Source organism: Streptomyces sp. NPDC030245, assembly GCF_055572995.1.
The window spans coordinates 236,682-253,695 of sequence record NZ_JBVICF010000011.1; the positions used below are offsets into that span (position 1 = coordinate 236,682).

Sequence of the window (17,014 nt, forward strand, 5' to 3'; positions counted from 1 at the left end):
TCAGCCGAACCCGATGTGCTCCGTGCACACGCACCGCTTCAGCGGCTGCTTGTCCTCGGCCCTGTCCCCCCAGTCGCGTGCCATGCGGATGAGGTGGGCGGCCCCCTCCGCCGCCCTGGCCACGTCGGCGCCCTCGGGCCCCTGGTCGCGCACCGCCTCGTCGGCGATCTTCGCCAGTTCCTCGCTGAGCTCCCGCAGGGGTCCGCGCAGGACGCCGGGCACGGTCTCCTCCAGGGGCCGCGTCCGGTCCTCGGTCAGCCACACCGCGTGCAGCAGCCGGTCGATCCGGCGCCGCAGGGTGTCGCCGCGCACGTGCGTCTCGCCGAGGGCGCGGGCGTACCGGTCGTCGTCGGCGCCGATCAGTGGCGCGTCCGCGATGGCGAGCAGTTCCTCGCACCACTCGGCGGCGGGCCGGGTGCGGAAGGAGTCGGCCAGGTAGCGGGTGACGAGCTCCGCGCCGTCGGAGGCGAGGAGGTGGTGCGTCCGGTGCGCGCCGGCGGTGACGAACAGCGGGTCGGGGTGGCGGTCGCCGAGGTCCCGGTAGTGGCCCTGCAACAGCGCGTGGTCGGCGTGCCAGGCGGCGCCGTCCGGGCGCAGCCGGTGGAGGCGGCGCGTCAGCAGGCGGCGCAGGCCGAGGTCGCCGATGAAGTGCCGCGGGCAGCGGGGCCAGCCGGTGTCCTCCAGGAGCTCGACGATGCGGTACGCGTTGAGCTGCTCGGTCCGCCCTTCCTGCACCGCGCGCATCAGGGTCTGGGCGCACTCCACGTCGTGTGCGACCGACAGGTGGGTGAGCAGGTCGAGCCAGTGGCCGCGGTGCTCGGGCGGCAGCTCCTCGGGCCGCTCGCGCACGACGAGTTCGTCGATCAGCACGTCGGCCACCGGGTGGTCGGCGACGGGGCGGCCCTGCTCGTCCTCGGCGGCGGGCACCCGGGCGTCGAGGAGCGCCCAGTCGGTGCACTCCTCGGGCGTCGGGAAGGCCGTCGACACCGCCGCCGCGGTCGCCTCGCCGAGCCGGGTCACGAACAGCGGGCGCCCGCCGCTCAGCCGGTGCACACCGCTGTGGATGCGGAGCCGGACCGCGTTGTCCGGCTGCTCGTGGCCGCCCCGCAACCGGCTGAGCTCGTCCTTCTGCCGGTCGCGGGTGAGCACGGGCATGCGTACGAGGAGGACGCCGCGCCACAGGGGCGCGTGGTCGGGGACTCCGCCCGGCGGGCGGTGCCACGCGGGGAGCACGCCCGTGAAGGGCTGCCAGCTCACCATGCCGTCGTGGCTGCTGCCCGCCCGGTGGAGGAACCGGCCGCCGTCCTCGCGCCGCGCCGTCGCGAAGATCATCAGCCGGTCGTGGTGCCCCCGCTCCCGGTCCTCCAGGGCCGGTTTCAGCAGCCGTCTGCCGAGGGCGCCGTCCGCGTGGTCGAGGAGCAGCGCGGGCCGCCCCACCCGCGACATGCGCCCGCGCACCCCGTGGTAGGCGGCGTCGATGTCCTGCCGCAGCGCCCGGAAGAGGAAGCCCTCGGCGATCCGCCGGGCCTCGCCGCCCTGCTGGAAGTCCTCGCCGAGCGCGCGCAGCCCGGCCTGCGCGCCGCCGCCGGCGCCCGGGTACTCGCCGTAGCAGGCCGCGAGGGCGGCCCTGCCCTCCGTCGAGAGGCGGGCGAACAGCCCTTCGAGGAGGGCGTTGAGGAAGGGTCCGGCCAGCGGGCTGGTGACGAGGCCCGCCAGATATCCCAGGTAGTTCCTGGCCGTGCCCTTCAGCACTCCGCGCCAGAAGGAGCCGGGCGGCAGGATGCCGTCGAGCCGGCCCACCTCGTCGACCAGCGGTGCCGCCCGGGCGAGCCGGTCGCTGGCCGCCACGGCCGCGAGGCCCGCGTACAGGCGTGGCACGGTGATCCCGCCGCCGTCGCCGCTCCAGTCGCCGTACTGAAGGGCGATCTTGCGCAGCACCTCGGTCGCTTCCGAACGGCTGCCGGGCCGCTCCTCGGCCTGCTCGCGGCAGTCGGTCAGGGCGCAGTCCACGTGGGCGACGGGGACCCGCGGCCCGAACTGCGCGCGTATGCACCGCAGGAGGCGGCCTTTGCCCATGCCGGGTCCGCCGACGAGGAGGACGACGGGAAGGTCGGGGCCGTAGAGCAGGTCCCGTTTCCGCCCGGCCGCGGTCCTCCCGAGCAGCCGGGCGATCAGGCCGTCGTCGTCCAGGAGCTCGTCGAATCCGAGTTCGTCAGGCACGGGCCTCCCCGCGGCCGGCACGGCCGGGTCTGCGAATGATGGCTCGTCAGGTTAGCTGTGCGGCACGGGTTTTGGGGAGAGTCCGCCACCGGCCACCGGCCACCGGCCGCCGGATTCCGGAAGACCCCGACGTTCCGACGAGCGGCGCTCCGCGCCCGCCGCCCCGGTGACGTACCGCGTCACCGGCGCGGCCCCCGCGCCCTGCGCGACACCACCGCCCGCAGCACCCGGCGGCCCTCCGTGGAGACGTCGAGCGCCTGGCGCAGGCCCCCCGCGGGGCCCGCGCCCTTGTTGGCGAGGAGTTCCAGGATGCGTATCTGGCGGCGGAGCTCGGCCGCGACCAGGGGGGACATGCCGTCCGTGCGGCCCTCGCGGCGTGCCGCCACCGAGCCGGTGCCGGTGGGCTCGGTGTCCAGCAGGCGGTGGACCTGGAGCGCGGCGACGGAGCAGCCGTCGGCCCACTCGCGGACATCGGCCCCCGCGTGGGCCTCCGGGACCGCGTCGAGCATGCGCCGGGCGAGCGCGGCCGCCTCGCCGGACATGCCGGGCAGCTGTTCCGCCGTACCGGCCGCGGCGTCGAGTGCCGAGCGCGCGTCGGCCAGCGGCCCGCGCCAGTCGCCGCCGTCGGCGAGCCTCGCCCACAGGGGGCGCAGCAGGTCGTCGTCCCCGCCGAGCACGGGAACGCACCGGTCCAGGCAGGCGAGCCCGCTCGCCGCCAGACCTCTCCCGTCGGCCTGCGCGATCAGCTCCACCAGGCTCATGCTGTACGTCTCCCCCGTCACGGACCCTGCACTGCCCCTTACTGCGTGCACCGGCCCGGGAACGTCACTGGGGGACGACGCCCAGTCGGTCGAGGAAGCGGAAGAAGAGCTCTTCCGCGGAGGGCTCCGCCTTCGCGTTCAGTACGTCGAGGAGGGGGCCCGCCGGCACCGTCCTGCCCGATTCCGCGGCCCAGGCGACGGCTCGGTGCGCGGCGTCGCGCGGCTCAAGGAAGTAGTCCTCGACGGTCAGCTCCGTGTCGCCCAGGTACCCGGCCATCGCGCGCCGCGCCAGGCACGTGGTCCACGCGCCGCTCTCGGGCGCCGCCGCCTCGACGATCACGCAGGCGCTGTCCAGCACATATCCGAAGAGGGCGGGGGCGCCCGTCTCCCGGGCCAGCGCGTTCATGCTCCCGACGTCCCGGGCGCCGTCGCCGCCCGGCACCTCCCACACCTGCCAGCCGTCGGGCCGCCGGTCGAGGAGGGTCAGCTCGTCCCGCAGGCCCTCCGCCGTCGCGAACACGGAGAGCTCCGCGAGCGGCCGCTCACTCCTGCCGACGACGTAGTACCCCCAGTAGCCCATGCCCGTCCCCCCACCGCGTTCCGCCCGCCCCGTACCGCAATTCTGCCGTTCGTGGCCGAATACTCCACAGCGATCGACAAGTTCGCCACCGGAAAGCAGCATCGCGGCCGCCGGGTCGGCTAACCGACCGTATCGGCGAGTTTCACGAAGTCGGACCAGGCCATGGCGGGTTTCCTGGCGTCCCAGAGCTTCTGCGCGGTGGCCCGCAGCGGCATGCGGATGCCTTGGGCGACCTGCTCCTGGTTCTGCGCCCCCGCGAGGTCGCCCCACACCGCGAACGAACCGCCGAGGATCTGGTCGTCGTACTTCTCGCTCACCGGCCGTGTGCCGCGGACGACCAGCGGGGTCCACTCCTCGTAGATCCGCTGCCCGGTCGGGTAACGGAAGGTGTTGGGCTGCCCGAGGACGTAGTAGAGGTACTCGTCGTTGTAGTTGACGAGCTTGCGGCCGGCCTTCAGGTACTCGTCGGGCTCGCGCGCGCCGATCTCCTTGCCCGTCCAGTAGGCGACCTCCAGATCGGCGGCGGCCTGTGCGGTCCCGCCGCGGAAGAACCCGTCGTTCCAGGCCTTCGGCTTCTTCTCGTGCTTGCGCACCGTGCCGGCCCGGTCGTTCAGCCAGCCCGTCGCCAGGTCCTGCACGCGGCCGCCGGGGCCGTACCGCTCGCGGGCGGCGGCGGCGAGCTGCGGGTAGGAGGCCTCGGGGTCCTTGACCGTGAGGGCCTGGTATTCGTCGGCGCCGAGGTGCCAGTACGCGCCGGGGAACAACTCCGCGTACTCGTCGAGCAGCTCATCGACGATCTTCGCCGCCGCCGGCTTCGAGATGTCGACGGCGCCGCGCGTGGCGACACCGCGCGCGTTCCGGAGCTGGAGGGAGGGGTGCTCGCGGATGACCGCGCCGAGGTGTCCCGGCGAGTCGATCTCGGGCACGACGGTGATGTGCCGGCTCGCCGCCAGCTTCAGGACGCGGCGGACCTGGTCCTTGGTGAGGTGGTCGGAGGAGACGACCTCCGGGTGCGAGTCCGACTCGATGCGGAACGCCTGGTCGTCGGAGAAGTGCAGGCCGAGCTGGTTGTACTTCAGGTCGCCGAGCTCGCGTATACGGTCCTCGATCCACTCCACGTCGAAGTGCTTGCGGGCGATGTCGAGCATGAAGCCGCGCTGCGGCTTGGCCGGACGGTCCCGCACGACGCCCTCGGGAGCGGTCCTGCCGCCGCTCACCTCCTGCTTGAGGGTGCGGGTCCCGTAGAAGACGCCGGCCTCGGCGGGCGCGGCTATCCGGACCCGCTCCCCTTCGACGGAGAGGGCGTACGACTCGGGGCCGCCCCCGTCCTCGCTCTTGCCCTGGTCCTTGTTCTTGTCCTCATCCGTGAGCGCCAGCTCCACGTCGCCCTTGCCGGGCCGCGCGTCTCCCCCGTACCGCAGCTTCAGCTCACCGGCGAGCAGCCGCGCCTCGTCGGCGAGGCCGTCGTCCCGTATGACGACGCGGCCCTTGCCCTCGGCCGGGCGCCAGCCGGGGCCGCGCGCCGCGGTGCGCTCGCGCACGGCGGGGATGGTGGCCGGGGCCTTGGAGAGTTCGTAGCTCTTGGTGGGGCTCGGAGCGACGGAGGGGGCGGTCCTCCTGTCCGGCGACGGGCGGTCCGCGGCCCCGTCGCTCTCACCGCCCGGCCAGACCGCTACGGTCAGCACGACGGCCCCGGCGACCGCCGCGCCGCCCGCCGCGGCTATCGGCCCGCGCCTCACCGGTCACCTCGCGGCGCCACCGTCCCCGCACCACGTGGAGGTGTACCCGCACCTCGCGGCGCAGTTCCCGGTGCCGTACCTGAAGTCAGCGTCAGAACCAGAGCCATAGATCCACGCTACGACGCGTTCTCACACCCGGCTCGTCCACACTGTGAAGCGAAACTCTCCCATTCGGGTGAAATTCGCTCATCCTTCGGACACCTCTCCGCATATCTCGATAGCGTTACGACACCCCCACGCCCTTCCCCTGCCGCCCCCTGCCCAGGAGCGCACCCTGCCCCCGCACCAGCCGACCCGGCTCGACCTGCTCAACACCGCCACGCCCACAGCCGCCGAGGCCGCGCTCCTCACCTGCTGCGGCAGCCGGCGCTGGGCCCGCCGGGTCGCCGCCCACCGGCCGTACCCGGACGTGGACGCGCTGCTCGCCGCGTCCGACGAGGCGGCGTACGACTTGTCGCCCGCCGACCTCACCGAGGCCCTGGCCTGCGAACCCCTCGATCCGGAGCTCCCGGGCCAGGCCGTGGGACACGCCACGGCCGCCGGACACGCCACGTACACCGCGGCCCACACCGCCCTGCGCGCCGCCCGCGCCGCGTACGAGAGCCGCTTCGGGCACACCTTCGTGATCTGCCTCGACGACGTCGCCCCGGACGAGGCCCTCGACCACCTGCTCGCCGGCATCCGGTCACGCCTCGGCAACGATCCGGAGGACGAGCGCGCCGTCGCCGCCGAGGAGACACGCCGGCTCGCCCGGGGCCGCCTGGCCCGCCTGGCCCGGGAAAGAGCCACCTCACACGCCGCCCGGGGCAGTCGCCCGCAAACGCACCCCGATAGCCCGTACGTGCCTGTTTGATTGCCTGTTTGATCACACCTGCGGACCCGGGGCAGGGCTACCGACAACTCGTCGATACGATGACGGGCGGCCGGTGGACCGTACCCGGCCGGGCTCGTCCGACACCGAAGCCGGCCGGCCCCAACCCCCGCTCCCGGAGGAACTTCCGTGCCGGCTGGAACGCTGTACCGCGGCCGGGAAGGAATGTGGTCCTGGGTGGCTCATCGAGTCACCGGCGTCCTCATCTTCTTCTTCCTGTTCGTGCATGTGCTCGACACCGCTCTCGTCCGCGTCTCCCCGGAGGCGTACGACGATGTCGTCAGCACCTACAAGACGCCGATCGTCGCACTCCTTGAGTACGGCCTGGTCGCCGCCATCCTCTTCCACGCCCTCAACGGCCTGCGCGTCATCGCCGTCGACTTCTGGTCGAAGGGTCCCCGCTACCAGAAGCAGATGCTCTGGACCGTCGTCGGCATCTGGCTCGTCCTGATGGTGGGGGCGCTCTACCCCGTCCTCGGCCACGCCGTCCGCGAAGTCTTCGGGAGCTGACGCCAGACATGTCTGCTGACACCACGCTCGACAAGTCCGCGACGTCCGGAGTGGGCCCCGTCGAGGGCGCCTCCCTCTACGACGTCGACAACCCGGCCCCGGTCATCGAGGCGCCCCGCAAGCGCACCGCCAAGACCCCGCGCTCGACCCGCGGCAACTTCGAGATGGCCGCATGGCTCTTCATGCGCCTGTCCGGCGTCGTCCTGGTCGTCCTCGTCCTCGGCCACCTGCTGATCCAGCTGGTGCTCGACGGCGGTGTCTCGAAGATCGGCTTCGCGTTCGTCGCCGGCCGCTGGGCCTCGCCGTTCTGGCAGGTCTGGGACCTGCTGATGCTGTGGCTCGCGATGCTGCACGGCGCCAACGGCCTGCGCACGGTCATCAACGACTACGCGGAGCGCCCGAACACGCGTCTGTGGCTCAAGGGCCTGCTGTACACCGCCACGGTGTTCACCATCCTTCTGGGCACGCTGGTGATCTTCACCTTCGACCCGAACATCCGCTAAAGCCGAGGCGACTTCCGTGAAGATTCACAAGTACGACACCGTCATCGTCGGCGCGGGCGGCGCCGGCATGCGCGCCGCCATCGAGGCGACGAAGCGCAGCCGCACCGCCGTGCTCACCAAGCTCTACCCCACGCGTTCCCACACGGGCGCCGCGCAGGGCGGCATGGCCGCCGCGCTCGCCAACGTGGAGGAGGACAACTGGGAGTGGCACACCTTCGACACGATCAAGGGCGGCGACTACCTGGTCGACCAGGACGCCGCCGAGATCCTGGCGAAGGAGGCCATCGACGCGGTCCTCGACCTGGAGAAGATGGGCCTGCCGTTCAACCGCACCCCGGACGGCACCATCGACCAGCGCCGCTTCGGCGGTCACACCCGTAACCACGGCGAGGCCGCCGTGCGCCGCTCCTGCTACGCCGCGGACCGCACCGGCCACATGATCCTCCAGACCCTCTACCAGAACTGCGTCAAGGAGGGTGTGGAGTTCTTCAACGAGTTCTACGTCCTCGACCAGCTCATCGTCGAGGTCGACGGCGTCAAGAAGAGCGCGGGCGTCGTCGCGTACGAACTGGCGACCGGCGAGATCCACGTCTTCCAGGCGAAGTCCGTGATCTACGCGTCCGGCGGCACCGGCAAGTTCTTCAAGGTGACCTCGAACGCGCACACCCTCACCGGTGACGGCCAGGCGGCCTGCTACCGGCGCGGTCTGCCGCTGGAGGACATGGAGTTCTTCCAGTTCCACCCGACCGGCATCTGGCGCATGGGCATCCTGCTCACGGAGGGCGCCCGCGGTGAGGGCGGCATCCTCCGCAACAAGGACGGCGAGCGCTTCATGGAGAAGTACGCGCCGGTCATGAAGGACCTCGCGTCCCGTGACGTCGTGTCCCGCTCCATCTACACGGAGATCCGTGAGGGCCGCGGCTGCGGTCCCGAGGGCGACCACGTCTACCTCGACCTCACGCACCTCCCGCCGGAGCAGCTGGACGCGAAGCTCCCGGACATCACGGAGTTCGCCCGCACCTACCTCGGCATCGAGCCCTACACGGACCCGATCCCGATCCAGCCGACCGCGCACTACGCCATGGGCGGCATCCCGACGAACGTCGAGGGCGAGGTCCTGGCGGACAACACCACGGTCGTCCCGGGTCTGTACGCCGCCGGTGAGGTCGCCTGCGTCTCCGTGCACGGCGCCAACCGCCTCGGCACCAACTCGCTCCTCGACATCAACGTCTTCGGCAAGCGCGCGGGCATCGCCGCCGCCGAGTACGCGGCGAAGAACGACTTCGTCGAGCTCCCGGAGAACCCGGAGGAGCTGGTCGTCTCCCAGGTCGAGCGGCTGCGCGACGCCACGGGCACCGAGCGGGTCGCCGAGCTCCGCAAGGAGCTCCAGGAGACCATGGACGCCAACGTCATGGTGTTCCGCACCGAGCAGACGATCAAGACGGCGGTGGAGAAGATCGCGGAGCTCCGCGAGCGCTACCTCAACGTCTCGATCCAGGACAAGGGCAAGCGGTTCAACACCGACCTCCTGGAGGCCATCGAGCTGGGCAACCTGCTCGACCTCGCCGAGGTCATGGCGCAGTCCGCGCTCGCCCGCAAGGAGTCCCGCGGCGGTCACTACCGCGAGGACTTCCCGAACCGCGACGACGTCAACTTCATGCGCCACACCATGGCGTACCGCGAGGTCGGCGACGACGGCACGGAGACGATCCGTCTCGACTACAAGCCGGTCGTCCAGACCCGCTACCAGCCGATGGAGCGTAAGTACTGATGGCTACCCCGACCCTCGACAAGGTAGACGCCAAGCCCGAGGCGGGCTTCGCCGACTCCCCGTACATCACGATCACCCTGCGCGTCCGCCGCTTCAACCCCGAGGTCTCCGCGGACGCCACCTGGGAAGACTTCCAGCTGGAGATCGACCCCAAGGAGCGTGTCCTCGACGCCCTCCACAAGGTCAAGTGGGACCTGGACGGCACGCTGACGTTCCGCCGCTCCTGCGCGCACGGCATCTGCGGCTCGGACGCCATGCGGATCAACGGCAAGAACCGTCTCGCCTGCAAGACCCTGATCAAGGACATCAACCCGGACAAGCCGATCACGGTCGAGCCCATCAAGGGTCTGACGGTCCTGAAGGACCTGGTCGTCGACATGGACCCGTTCTTCCAGGCGTACCGCGACGTCATGCCGTTCCTGGTCACGACGGGCAACGAGCCGACGCGTGAGCGTCTTCAGTCGGCCGAGGACCGCGAGCGCTTCGACGACACGACGAAGTGCATCCTCTGCGCGGCGTGCACGTCCTCGTGCCCGGTGTTCTGGAACGACGGCCAGTACTTCGGCCCGGCCGCGATCGTCAACGCCCATCGCTTCATCTTCGACTCGCGTGACGAGGCGGGCGAGCAGCGCCTTGAGATCCTGAACGACAAGGACGGCGTGTGGCGCTGCCGCACGACGTTCAACTGCACGGACGCATGCCCGCGTGGCATCGAGGTGACGAAGGCGATCCAGGAGGTCAAGCGCGCGCTGATCACGCGTCGCTACTGACGTCACCCTGATCTTCCTGGTCCGACCGGGCCCCGCTCCTTTCCGGGAGCGGGGCCCGGCTGCGTTCCGGCGCCTCCGACAAGATCGAAGGGGCCGACGGCGGCAAGGAGCCCAAGGCGTCGGCGAGTGCTCGGCCGGACGGCGTGAAGCGGCCGGAGGTGAGGCTTCCCGGGTCGTTCGAGGCCGACTTCGTGGGGTGGCACAACAGCGACCCGAAGAAGCAGGCGATCCTCGACGACGGCAGGGAACGCCTGAAGGCGGAGTACGCGGCCGTCATCGACGCCGACCCGCAGGCCGGAGCGGTGAGCTTCTACACGTCGCAGCAGGCGCTGAAGTCCTCCAGGACGTACATCAAGGGGTACGTGGACAACAACCACACGCTGGTCGGCAGCGCGAGGGTGTTCAACCCGCAGGTGAGCCTCTCCGACGCCGGTGGCGTGCTCTTCTACTGCGTGGACGAGAGCAAGGGCTACACCGAGGACCGCGGGACGAAGAAGCGGACCGGCACCCCCGACGACGTGAACCCCGTCCTCCAGTACCGCACCACTCTGAAGAAGACGCCCGAAGGGGTCTGGAGCACCGTTTCCCTGGAGACGGAGCGCGGAGGGTGCGACAAGTGACGGGGGTGCTGAAGCGGTCCCTCCCGCTGCTGGTCACGGCGGCTCTGGCGCTCGGCGCCTGCCCGGCCACCGCGTACGCGTTCGGCGAGGACGCGGACCACCCGCCCGCCGGGCGTCCCACCGGCCCGTCCGGCGGCGCTTCCGGCAACTCGCTCACCGCGGGCGTCGGCACCAACGTCACGGTGAAGCAGGTCAGCGGCGGCAAGGGCGGTGCGTCGCACAAACCCGTCATGGCGGTCGACCCGAACTGGAAGCCGCCGTCCTGCTGGTACGAACCGGTGGCGTCCCCGGCGCAGTTGAAGGACAGCGTCGAGAAGCTCAAGAAGGGCGGCGACCTGGTCCATGTGACGCCCTCGCTCAGCTGGGGCGAGCAGCTCATGGTGGACCACTACGAAAAGGGCAAGGACCAGTCCGACGGCGCCAAGGGCTACAAGAACTTCAACATGGGCAAGGACGGCAGGTTCTGGCGCGGGGTCATGAACCCCGACGTCGAGGACACCTTCGAGGCGCGGCAGTGCGAGACGAACCTGTTCTGGCAGGACGCCGCCACGATCCCCGACATCGAGAACGCGCCCACCCCGGAGATCCTGGCCGGCTACGCCTACAACAAGGTCAAGGTGCCCGACACCAAGGTCGAACTGAAGCCCGCGGCCAAGTCGACCGTGAACCTGCCGACCTGGGTGTGGCTGGACAAGGGCGCGTTCGAACCGGTGAAGGTCCGCGCCGAACTGCCGGGCACGGGCCTGTGGGCCGAGACCACCGCCAAGCCCGTGAGCCTGCATCTGGACCCCGGCACGTCGGACGCCGAGACCTTCCCCGCCGACGGCGAGTGCGCGGTCGACGACGACGGCAGCATCGGCACCCCGTACACGAAGGGCTCCTCGAAGGAGGACCCGCCGTGCGGCATCAGGTATCTGCGGCCCACGGGCGGCGAGCCGTTCCGGATGAAGGCCTCCATCACCTGGCGGATCACCTGGGAGGGCAACGGCGGCGCGGGCGGCGACCTGCCCGACGGCACGTTCGACGGCACGCAGGACGTCACCGTCCAGGAGGTGCAGTCGATCAACCGCTAGTACCGACGGCTGGACATTGGGCGCCGGGGGGCGCGCCTGCGCCGGTGTGGCGTCCGCCGACCTACCCTGACGGAATGTCAGACAACCAGTCGGTCGGCCAGTCCGCTGACCAGCCCGCAGACCCGTCCGCCCAGCTGCTCGGCTTCGACAACGTCCTGTTCCCCGTCGGCGACCTGGGCGAGGCCGTCGGCTTCTACGAGCGGGCCGGTTTCCCCGTCGCCTTCCGGCTCGACGAGATCGGGCTCGCCATCCTGAAGGTGGGCAAGGAGACACCGGGCGTGCTGCTGCGCGTGGAGGACGGCATCGTCCCGCGTACGCCGGCGTGGCCTGCGCCCCGCCTCTGGCTGGAGGTCGGGGACGCCCGCGCGAAGGGCCGGGCGCTCGCGGCCGCGGGGGTGCCCCTGCTCGCCGAGCCGTTCTCCGTCGCCACGGGATGGACCGTGGAGATCGCCGACCCGTGGGGCAACGTCGTCGGCTTCGCCGACTACCTCAAGCGCCCGGAACTCGCGCGGAGCTTCTGAGACGGCGGGGACGGCACCGTCAGAGCGGGGGCGGCGCCGTCAGCGCCGGGACGGCGCCGTCAGAGCTGGCTCAGGATCGTCGGGTCCGTGATCTTGTCGTCCCTGGCCAGCAGCATCGCCTTGCTGAGGATGACCGCCAGCGTCCGGTCGCCCTCGAAGGGCAGATATCCGGTGCCGTTCACGGACGCCGTCGCCCCCGCCGGCGAGGGCACTATGCAGACGTATTGGTCCGAGGGCGTCCGCAGGATGTTGCCCGACCCCAGGTGGATCTTGTACGTGTGCAGCTCGCCCCGCACGTGCAGGAACCGGCCCTCGACCGTGCACCGGTCGCCTATCGCGAGCCGCGGCACCAGGCGGGCGACCAGTTCCCGGCGCGTCTGTGCGCCCGGCCCGAGTTCCCCGAATCCGTACGCCGTCCAGTACTCGCGGAAGCGGCCCGCGGGGCCGCCGTCCTGCCACGTGGGGTCGTTGCCCACGCTGGCGACGCCCACGAACAGGTCGACGTCGCGCAGGACCTCGCTCAGGACCAGCTCCGGTATCTCCGCCAGGGGCAGCGGGCCGACCGGTTCCTGTCCGTCGGAGAGCCACATGCGGTACTCGCCGCCGCCCGCGTGCGCGGAGTTCCCCGGGGCGTCGATCGGGTAGAAGCGGACCTGGTCGGTGCGGACCCGCAGATAGCTGCCCGCGTCGGTGAGGTCCTCGGTCCAGTCGTTCCCGCCGATGCCCTCGATCCAGTACTCGGCGCGCAGCCCCCACCGCGGCAGCTCCCGTACGGCGGGCGGGTACTCGTCGTCCACACACAGGCGCAGCTTGTTCCGCCAGCCCCGCGCCGCGGCCAGCGAGTTGAACTGGTGCTGGCGCAGGACGTGCGCGGCGAAGCGGTTCGAGTACGTCCCCGTGGCGCGCTCGGCGTCGGTGAGGAGGTACACCTCGCGGTGGGCCTGCTTGAAGGGCTGGGTGATGCCGTGCCGCTCCAGCCAGTCGCGCCAGGCGACGATCTTGGCGGGCTCGTGGCCGACGGGGTGCCAGAGCCCGACCGTCGAACCGCCCTTCACCGGGGTGTCGGTGAGGGTGCGGAGCTCCCCGTCGGCGTACCCGCAGGGGGTGCCGTCGACGGTCCACAGGAGGCGGCGGGCGACCGTGCCGACCAGGGGATGGTCGAGGAGTCGCTCGCGCCACGCGTCGTACGTCCACTCGCGGCGGGCCAGGAACTGCCGGTCGAGCCGCTCCGCCTGCGCCGAGAGCATCTTGTCGATGTCCTTGACGGCGGTCTTCAGCTCCTTGAGGTCGTCCGCGTGGTCGCGCCTGACGGCGGCGGGTGCCGCCTTGACCTGCTTGCCCGCGCCGTTGCGCCACCGGAGTACGGCCTTCGTCCCGGTGACCGTCAGCTCGGCCTCGCAGTCGCCGAGTCTGCGCAGGGTGCGTCCGACCTCCGTCAGGCCGTACGCCGGGACGGCCAGCTCCTCGACCTCGTCACGGCTCAGCCCGAGCGCCTCGGCGCGCGCCTCCAGGCCGGTGTTGATCACCTTGAGCGTGGTCTTGTAGGTGACCCGGGAGGCGAGGCGGGACAGCTCGGCGAGGGACGCCTCCCCCTCGGCGCGGGCGAGCGCGACCACGCCGGCGTTGGCGACCTTGGGGCTGCGCGGGCCGAGGCCCTGGACCTTGCGCAGGGACGTCTCGACGAGGGCGCCGAGGGTGCGGGCCGACTCCGGGTGGGGCGGGAGCAGCGCGAGGGTCCAGGCCAGGCCGCGGATCGCGTCGGCGTTGAACGGGTCGTACTCGTCGTTCGGCGCGATGCCGTAGCCGTAGGTCAGGAGTGGTTGGGTGCGCGGCGCGCCGACCAGCGCGAGCCACGTCACCAGCGTGTGCCGCACCTTGTCGGGGTCCAGGGCATCGATCAGATCGCGGGCCGTCTGCTCCCACTTGGTGCTGGGCTTGCCGGTCTTGGCGGTGAGCGCGTGCCGCACGAGCGCGTGCCAGGTGTCGTCGAGGCCGGTCAGGTCCTCCAGGACCCGGTCGGACCAGGGCTCGCCCGGGTTGAGCAGCGGCTCCGACAGCGCAGCGACCACCCGCTTCAGGCGGGCATCGCCATGCCAGTACTGGACGAGGAGGGTGCGCCGCAGGGCCGCGACGGCGAGCGCGGGCGGGGTGCGGCCCGCCGCCGTCTCGGCCTCGACGAGCGCGAGTGCCTCACGCGTCGACCGCACGCAGTGCGCCGAACCGAGCTCCTCCAGGCGCCGGGCGCGCTCCGCCGAGAGCGGGTCGCCCGGCAGGTCCTTGCCGATGATCGCGAGCAGCGTGAGGGCGTTGGTCCGCGTCGGCGACTCCAGGTGGTACGGATTGCTGAGCTCTATGAGGGAGTCCGTGATCCGGCGGCGCTGTTCCCGCGGCAGCCCCTGGACGGCGGCGAGGACCTTCTCGCCGTCGTGGCTCCACTCGTTGCCGTTGGTGATCGCCGTCTTGAGGAGCTCCTCGGCGAGGCCCCGCATGTCGCCGTCGGCGACGAGCCGCTCCACGTTCCGCACCCGGTCCGGGTAGTTCCTGGCCATCAGCCACCCGCCAGCGGGACGAGCTTGAGGAAGGTGACCTCCGTGCCGGGCGCCAGGTCGACCTCCGCGTCAAGGTCCTCCACCTGCCGCTCACCGACCAGCACCAGGAAGCCGTTGCGCCCGAACGCCTCGACGGCCTGCCGGAACTGCCGCTCGGGGTCTATGCGGCGCGGGGTGCGCAGCGCGTATCCGTTCAGTGTCTGTTCCGCGTCCGTGGGCCGGACCAGGCCGCGGAAGACGCCGGGCGTACGCGCGTTGTACTCCGCGACCTCCTGGAACACCCTGCGCCGGATCACCTCGCGCAGCGCGAGCCGCTCCTCCGCCACCTCGATTCCCCCGCCGGTACGGCGCTCCCCCGCTGTCGTCTCATCGACGAACGTCACCATTCCCATGCCCTCGACAGTAGGGCCGACCACTGACAACGGCCGCCCGCTCAGCCCCGCACCAGCGCCCACACCGTCTTGCCGTACCTGCCGCGCCGCCACACGCCCCACGCCTCCGCGATCCCGTCGAGGAGCCGCATGCCGCGGCCGCTCTCGTCCTCCCAGGCGTCCGACGTGCTCAGCTCGGGCTCCGACGGGCTCTCGTCGGACACCTCGATGAAGCACGAGCCGTCGGCGAGCACCGTCACCGCGACCTCGAACTCCCCCTCGGTCACGCACCCGTGCAGAATCGCGTTGGTTGCCAGCTCCGACACGAGGAGCACGGTGTCGTCGAGCGCCCCGCGGCCCGCTGTCTGCCCCCAGGCCGACAGGTGGTCGCGCACGCGTGTACGGGCGAGCGGCACCGACGCGGGGTGCGGCGGCAGCCTGAAGGCATGACGTCTCAGCAAGTCCCCGCTCCCCCATCCGCCTCCGTGTCCCCTCCGACGCCTCAATGCTGCGCGGCGGAACCGCACGGTGTCACTGCGGCACCTCAGGGCTCACCCACCTTTGGCCAGTTCTGCACCCCGCGCTCCGGGAAGGAGGCGTGCCGGGGATGTCGTGCGCGGCTCAGGCCTGCCTGGACGCCAGTTCCACGACCGTGATGTCCGAGGGCGCCCCGACGCGTACGGGCGGCCCCCAGGCGCCCGCGCCGCGCGTCACGTAGAGCTGCGTGTCGCCGTACCGCTCCAGGCCCGCGAGTGTCGGATTGGCCAGGTCCGCGACGAGGTTGCCCGGCCACAGCTGGCCGCCGTGGGTGTGGCCGGAGAGTTGCAGGTCCACGCCGTGCTCGACGGCGTCGTGGATGACGACGGGCTGGTGGGCGAGGAGCACGGAGGCCCGCGAACGGTCCCGGTCGCCGAGCGCCTTGGCGAAGTCGGGGCCCTTGCCCTCGTCCTCGCCCGCCACGTCGTCGACGCCCGCGAGGTCGAACCCGGGGAGTTCGGTACGGGCGTTCCGCAGCGGGCGCAGACCGAGGTCGCGTACGTGGTCGACCCACTGCTCGGCCCCGGAGAAGTACTCGTGGTTGCCCGTGACGAAGTACGCGCCGTGCTTCGCCCGCAGGCCGGCGAGCGGCGCGGCGGCGGGGCCCAGGTCCTCGACGCTGCCGTCCACCAGGTCGCCGACCACGGCGATCAGATCGGGCTGCGTGGCGTTGACGGTGTCCACCACGCGCTGCGAGAAGCCGCGGCCGAGGATCGGCCCGAGGTGGATGTCGCTGACGACGGCGATCCGGAACCCGTGCGCCCCGCGCGGCAGTTTCGCCAGCGGCACGGTGACCCGCTTCACCTTGGGGCCGCGGAGCACGCCGTACGTTCCGTGGCCGACGGTTCCGGCCGCCACGGCCGCGGCGGTGCCGCCGACGACGCGGGAGACGAAGAGACGGCGGGAGGGGGCGGGAGCGGCGCGCGCTGGTTCGGGTTCCGGTTCCGGTTCGGGCCCCGGCTCGGGCTCGGGCTCGGGCTCGGGCTCGGGAACGCTTTCGCGTTCCGCCCACCGCCGCAGCAAGGGACGTACCAGCTCCCCCACGAGCAGCGCGAGCAGCAGGTAGAGCGAGACGGCCAGCCACATGAACCCGGGCCAGGCCAGCACCCGCTGGAGCAGGAACGGCGCTCCGGAGCGCTCGGCCACGAGCGCGCCGAACATCAGCAGGGGCCCCGCGACGAAGAGCACCGTGCCGGCGCGCCGGGCGGGTCCGGGCCCGGCCGTGGTGTCCCGCACCAGGCGGCGCCACGCGTACCAGTGGAGGGCGGCGAAGGCCGCGAGGACGGCGAGGCCCACGAGGACCGTGAGGACGACCACGGCTATGACGTTCTCCGCAGAGCACGGACTCCACGGAACCCGATGACCCCTACCACCGTCCCCAAGACAAAGGAGACAACGGCAAGCGTCAGGTGCACCCAGAAGTACCCGGTCGGGTTGTCCGCGTCGTCGAAGGCGAGCCCGCTGCCGTCCTTCCACAGGTTCTTGACGAAAGTGATCCAGATGAACCAGCTCCACACCCCGAAGGCGAGCAGGAACCAGGAGACAGGGCGGCTGAGCTTCATGCGTTCAGTATCGCCAGCTCTCCTTCCGAACCGCCGCCGGGGTGGGGACGACGGGA

Annotated in this window: 17 protein-coding genes; 8 read left to right on the forward strand and 9 right to left on the reverse strand. The window is 71.6% G+C overall.

From position 1 onward, the window contains the following. From ACZ4Z4_RS28465 to ACZ4Z4_RS28480, 4 genes are all read right to left on the reverse strand, one after another. Positions 1 to 2,220, reverse strand: coding sequence for a hypothetical protein (locus ACZ4Z4_RS28465; protein ID WP_468333292.1), 2,220 nt, complete (start codon positions 2,218 to 2,220; stop codon positions 1 to 3). A 179-nt stretch (positions 2,221 to 2,399) separates the two neighbouring features. Continuing rightward, positions 2,400 to 2,981 carry a hypothetical protein gene (locus ACZ4Z4_RS28470; RefSeq protein WP_468333295.1) on the reverse strand — a complete coding sequence of 194 codons (582 nt, stop codon included), beginning with the start codon at positions 2,979 to 2,981 and terminating at the stop codon, positions 2,400 to 2,402. Positions 2,982 to 3,045: 64 nt separating this feature from the next. After that, positions 3,046 to 3,561 carry a hypothetical protein gene (locus ACZ4Z4_RS28475; RefSeq protein ID WP_468333297.1) on the reverse strand — a complete coding sequence of 172 codons (516 nt, stop codon included), beginning with the start codon at positions 3,559 to 3,561 and terminating at the stop codon, positions 3,046 to 3,048. A gap of 119 nt (positions 3,562 to 3,680) precedes the next feature. Continuing rightward, positions 3,681 to 5,300: a beta-N-acetylhexosaminidase gene (locus ACZ4Z4_RS28480; RefSeq protein WP_468333300.1), complete on the reverse strand. Its 1,620-nt coding sequence runs from the start codon at positions 5,298 to 5,300 to the stop codon at positions 3,681 to 3,683. Between the two features lie 247 nt (positions 5,301 to 5,547). Here ACZ4Z4_RS28480 and ACZ4Z4_RS28485 point away from each other — a divergent pair, with 247 nt between their 5' ends. From ACZ4Z4_RS28485 to ACZ4Z4_RS28520, 8 genes are all read left to right on the forward strand, one after another. Then, positions 5,548 to 6,153 (forward strand): 2-oxo-4-hydroxy-4-carboxy-5-ureidoimidazoline decarboxylase, encoded by a 606-nt coding sequence (locus ACZ4Z4_RS28485; RefSeq protein WP_468333510.1) that lies wholly within the window; start codon positions 5,548 to 5,550, stop codon positions 6,151 to 6,153. A 147-nt stretch (positions 6,154 to 6,300) separates the two neighbouring features. Next, positions 6,301 to 6,681 carry a succinate dehydrogenase, cytochrome b556 subunit gene (sdhC, locus tag ACZ4Z4_RS28490; protein ID WP_369214962.1) on the forward strand — a complete coding sequence of 127 codons (381 nt, stop codon included), beginning with the start codon at positions 6,301 to 6,303 and terminating at the stop codon, positions 6,679 to 6,681. An 8-nt stretch (positions 6,682 to 6,689) separates the two neighbouring features. Next, positions 6,690 to 7,184: a succinate dehydrogenase hydrophobic membrane anchor subunit gene (locus ACZ4Z4_RS28495; protein ID WP_468333303.1), complete on the forward strand. Its 495-nt coding sequence runs from the start codon at positions 6,690 to 6,692 to the stop codon at positions 7,182 to 7,184. Positions 7,185 to 7,200: 16 nt separating this feature from the next. Then, the gene (gene sdhA, locus ACZ4Z4_RS28500; protein ID WP_362993247.1) at positions 7,201 to 8,955 is read left to right on the forward strand and encodes a succinate dehydrogenase flavoprotein subunit; all 1,755 of its coding nucleotides are present in this window, start codon (positions 7,201 to 7,203) and stop codon (positions 8,953 to 8,955) included. Beyond that, positions 8,955 to 9,725 carry a succinate dehydrogenase iron-sulfur subunit gene (locus ACZ4Z4_RS28505; RefSeq protein ID WP_468333306.1) on the forward strand — a complete coding sequence of 257 codons (771 nt, stop codon included), beginning with the start codon at positions 8,955 to 8,957 and terminating at the stop codon, positions 9,723 to 9,725. The genes sdhA and ACZ4Z4_RS28505 overlap by 1 nt, the downstream gene beginning before the upstream one ends. 158 nt (positions 9,726 to 9,883) lie before the next feature. Next, the gene (locus ACZ4Z4_RS28510; protein ID WP_468333309.1) at positions 9,884 to 10,345 is read left to right on the forward strand and encodes a hypothetical protein; all 462 of its coding nucleotides are present in this window, start codon (positions 9,884 to 9,886) and stop codon (positions 10,343 to 10,345) included. Beyond that, a complete protein-coding gene (locus ACZ4Z4_RS28515; protein ID WP_468333312.1) occupies positions 10,342 to 11,418 on the forward strand; it encodes a hypothetical protein in 1,077 nt (358 codons plus the stop codon). Before ACZ4Z4_RS28510 ends, ACZ4Z4_RS28515 begins: the two co-directional genes overlap by 4 nt. Positions 11,419 to 11,492: 74 nt before the next feature. Further along, positions 11,493 to 11,939: a VOC family protein gene (locus tag ACZ4Z4_RS28520; RefSeq protein WP_468333315.1), complete on the forward strand. Its 447-nt coding sequence runs from the start codon at positions 11,493 to 11,495 to the stop codon at positions 11,937 to 11,939. A gap of 59 nt (positions 11,940 to 11,998) precedes the next feature. Here the strand turns inward: ACZ4Z4_RS28520 and ACZ4Z4_RS28525 are convergent, their stop codons facing one another. The 5 genes from ACZ4Z4_RS28525 to ACZ4Z4_RS28545 form a co-directional block, all read right to left on the reverse strand. Further along, positions 11,999 to 14,488: a DUF4132 domain-containing protein gene (locus ACZ4Z4_RS28525; RefSeq protein ID WP_468333318.1), complete on the reverse strand. Its 2,490-nt coding sequence runs from the start codon at positions 14,486 to 14,488 to the stop codon at positions 11,999 to 12,001. Beyond that, on the reverse strand, positions 14,488 to 14,880 hold the full coding sequence (locus ACZ4Z4_RS28530) for a hypothetical protein (RefSeq protein ID WP_468333321.1): 393 nt from the start codon (positions 14,878 to 14,880) through the stop codon (positions 14,488 to 14,490). The genes ACZ4Z4_RS28525 and ACZ4Z4_RS28530 overlap by 1 nt, the downstream gene beginning before the upstream one ends. A gap of 41 nt (positions 14,881 to 14,921) precedes the next feature. Beyond that, entirely contained in the window at positions 14,922 to 15,320 is a 399-nt protein-coding gene (locus ACZ4Z4_RS28535) for an ATP-binding protein (RefSeq protein WP_468333324.1), read from the reverse strand. Between the two features lie 160 nt (positions 15,321 to 15,480). Beyond that, a complete protein-coding gene (locus ACZ4Z4_RS28540) occupies positions 15,481 to 16,713 on the reverse strand; it encodes a metallophosphoesterase (RefSeq protein ID WP_468333327.1) in 1,233 nt (410 codons plus the stop codon). Between the two features lie 2 nt (positions 16,714 to 16,715). Further along, positions 16,716 to 16,958 carry an SCO4848 family membrane protein gene (locus ACZ4Z4_RS28545; protein ID WP_062778448.1) on the reverse strand — a complete coding sequence of 81 codons (243 nt, stop codon included), beginning with the start codon at positions 16,956 to 16,958 and terminating at the stop codon, positions 16,716 to 16,718. Positions 16,959 to 17,014: the final 56 nt, after the last annotated feature.

Excerpts from the sequence above, each read along its gene's own strand:
- ACZ4Z4_RS28470 (WP_468333295.1), bottom strand. The coding sequence starts at position 2,981 with ATGAGCCTGGTGGAGCTGATCGCGCAGGCCGACGGGAGAGGTCTGGCG.
- ACZ4Z4_RS28475 (WP_468333297.1), bottom strand. The coding sequence starts at position 3,561 with ATGGGCTACTGGGGGTACTACGTCGTCGGCAGGAGTGAGCGGCCGCTC.
- ACZ4Z4_RS28495 (WP_468333303.1), top strand. The coding sequence starts at position 6,690 with ATGTCTGCTGACACCACGCTCGACAAGTCCGCGACGTCCGGAGTGGGC.
- ACZ4Z4_RS28505 (WP_468333306.1), top strand. The coding sequence starts at position 8,955 with ATGGCTACCCCGACCCTCGACAAGGTAGACGCCAAGCCCGAGGCGGGC.
- ACZ4Z4_RS28520 (WP_468333315.1), top strand. The coding sequence starts at position 11,493 with ATGTCAGACAACCAGTCGGTCGGCCAGTCCGCTGACCAGCCCGCAGAC.
- ACZ4Z4_RS28525 (WP_468333318.1), bottom strand. The coding sequence starts at position 14,488 with ATGGCCAGGAACTACCCGGACCGGGTGCGGAACGTGGAGCGGCTCGTC.
- ACZ4Z4_RS28530 (WP_468333321.1), bottom strand. The coding sequence starts at position 14,880 with ATGGGAATGGTGACGTTCGTCGATGAGACGACAGCGGGGGAGCGCCGT.
- ACZ4Z4_RS28545 (WP_062778448.1), bottom strand. The coding sequence starts at position 16,958 with ATGAAGCTCAGCCGCCCTGTCTCCTGGTTCCTGCTCGCCTTCGGGGTG.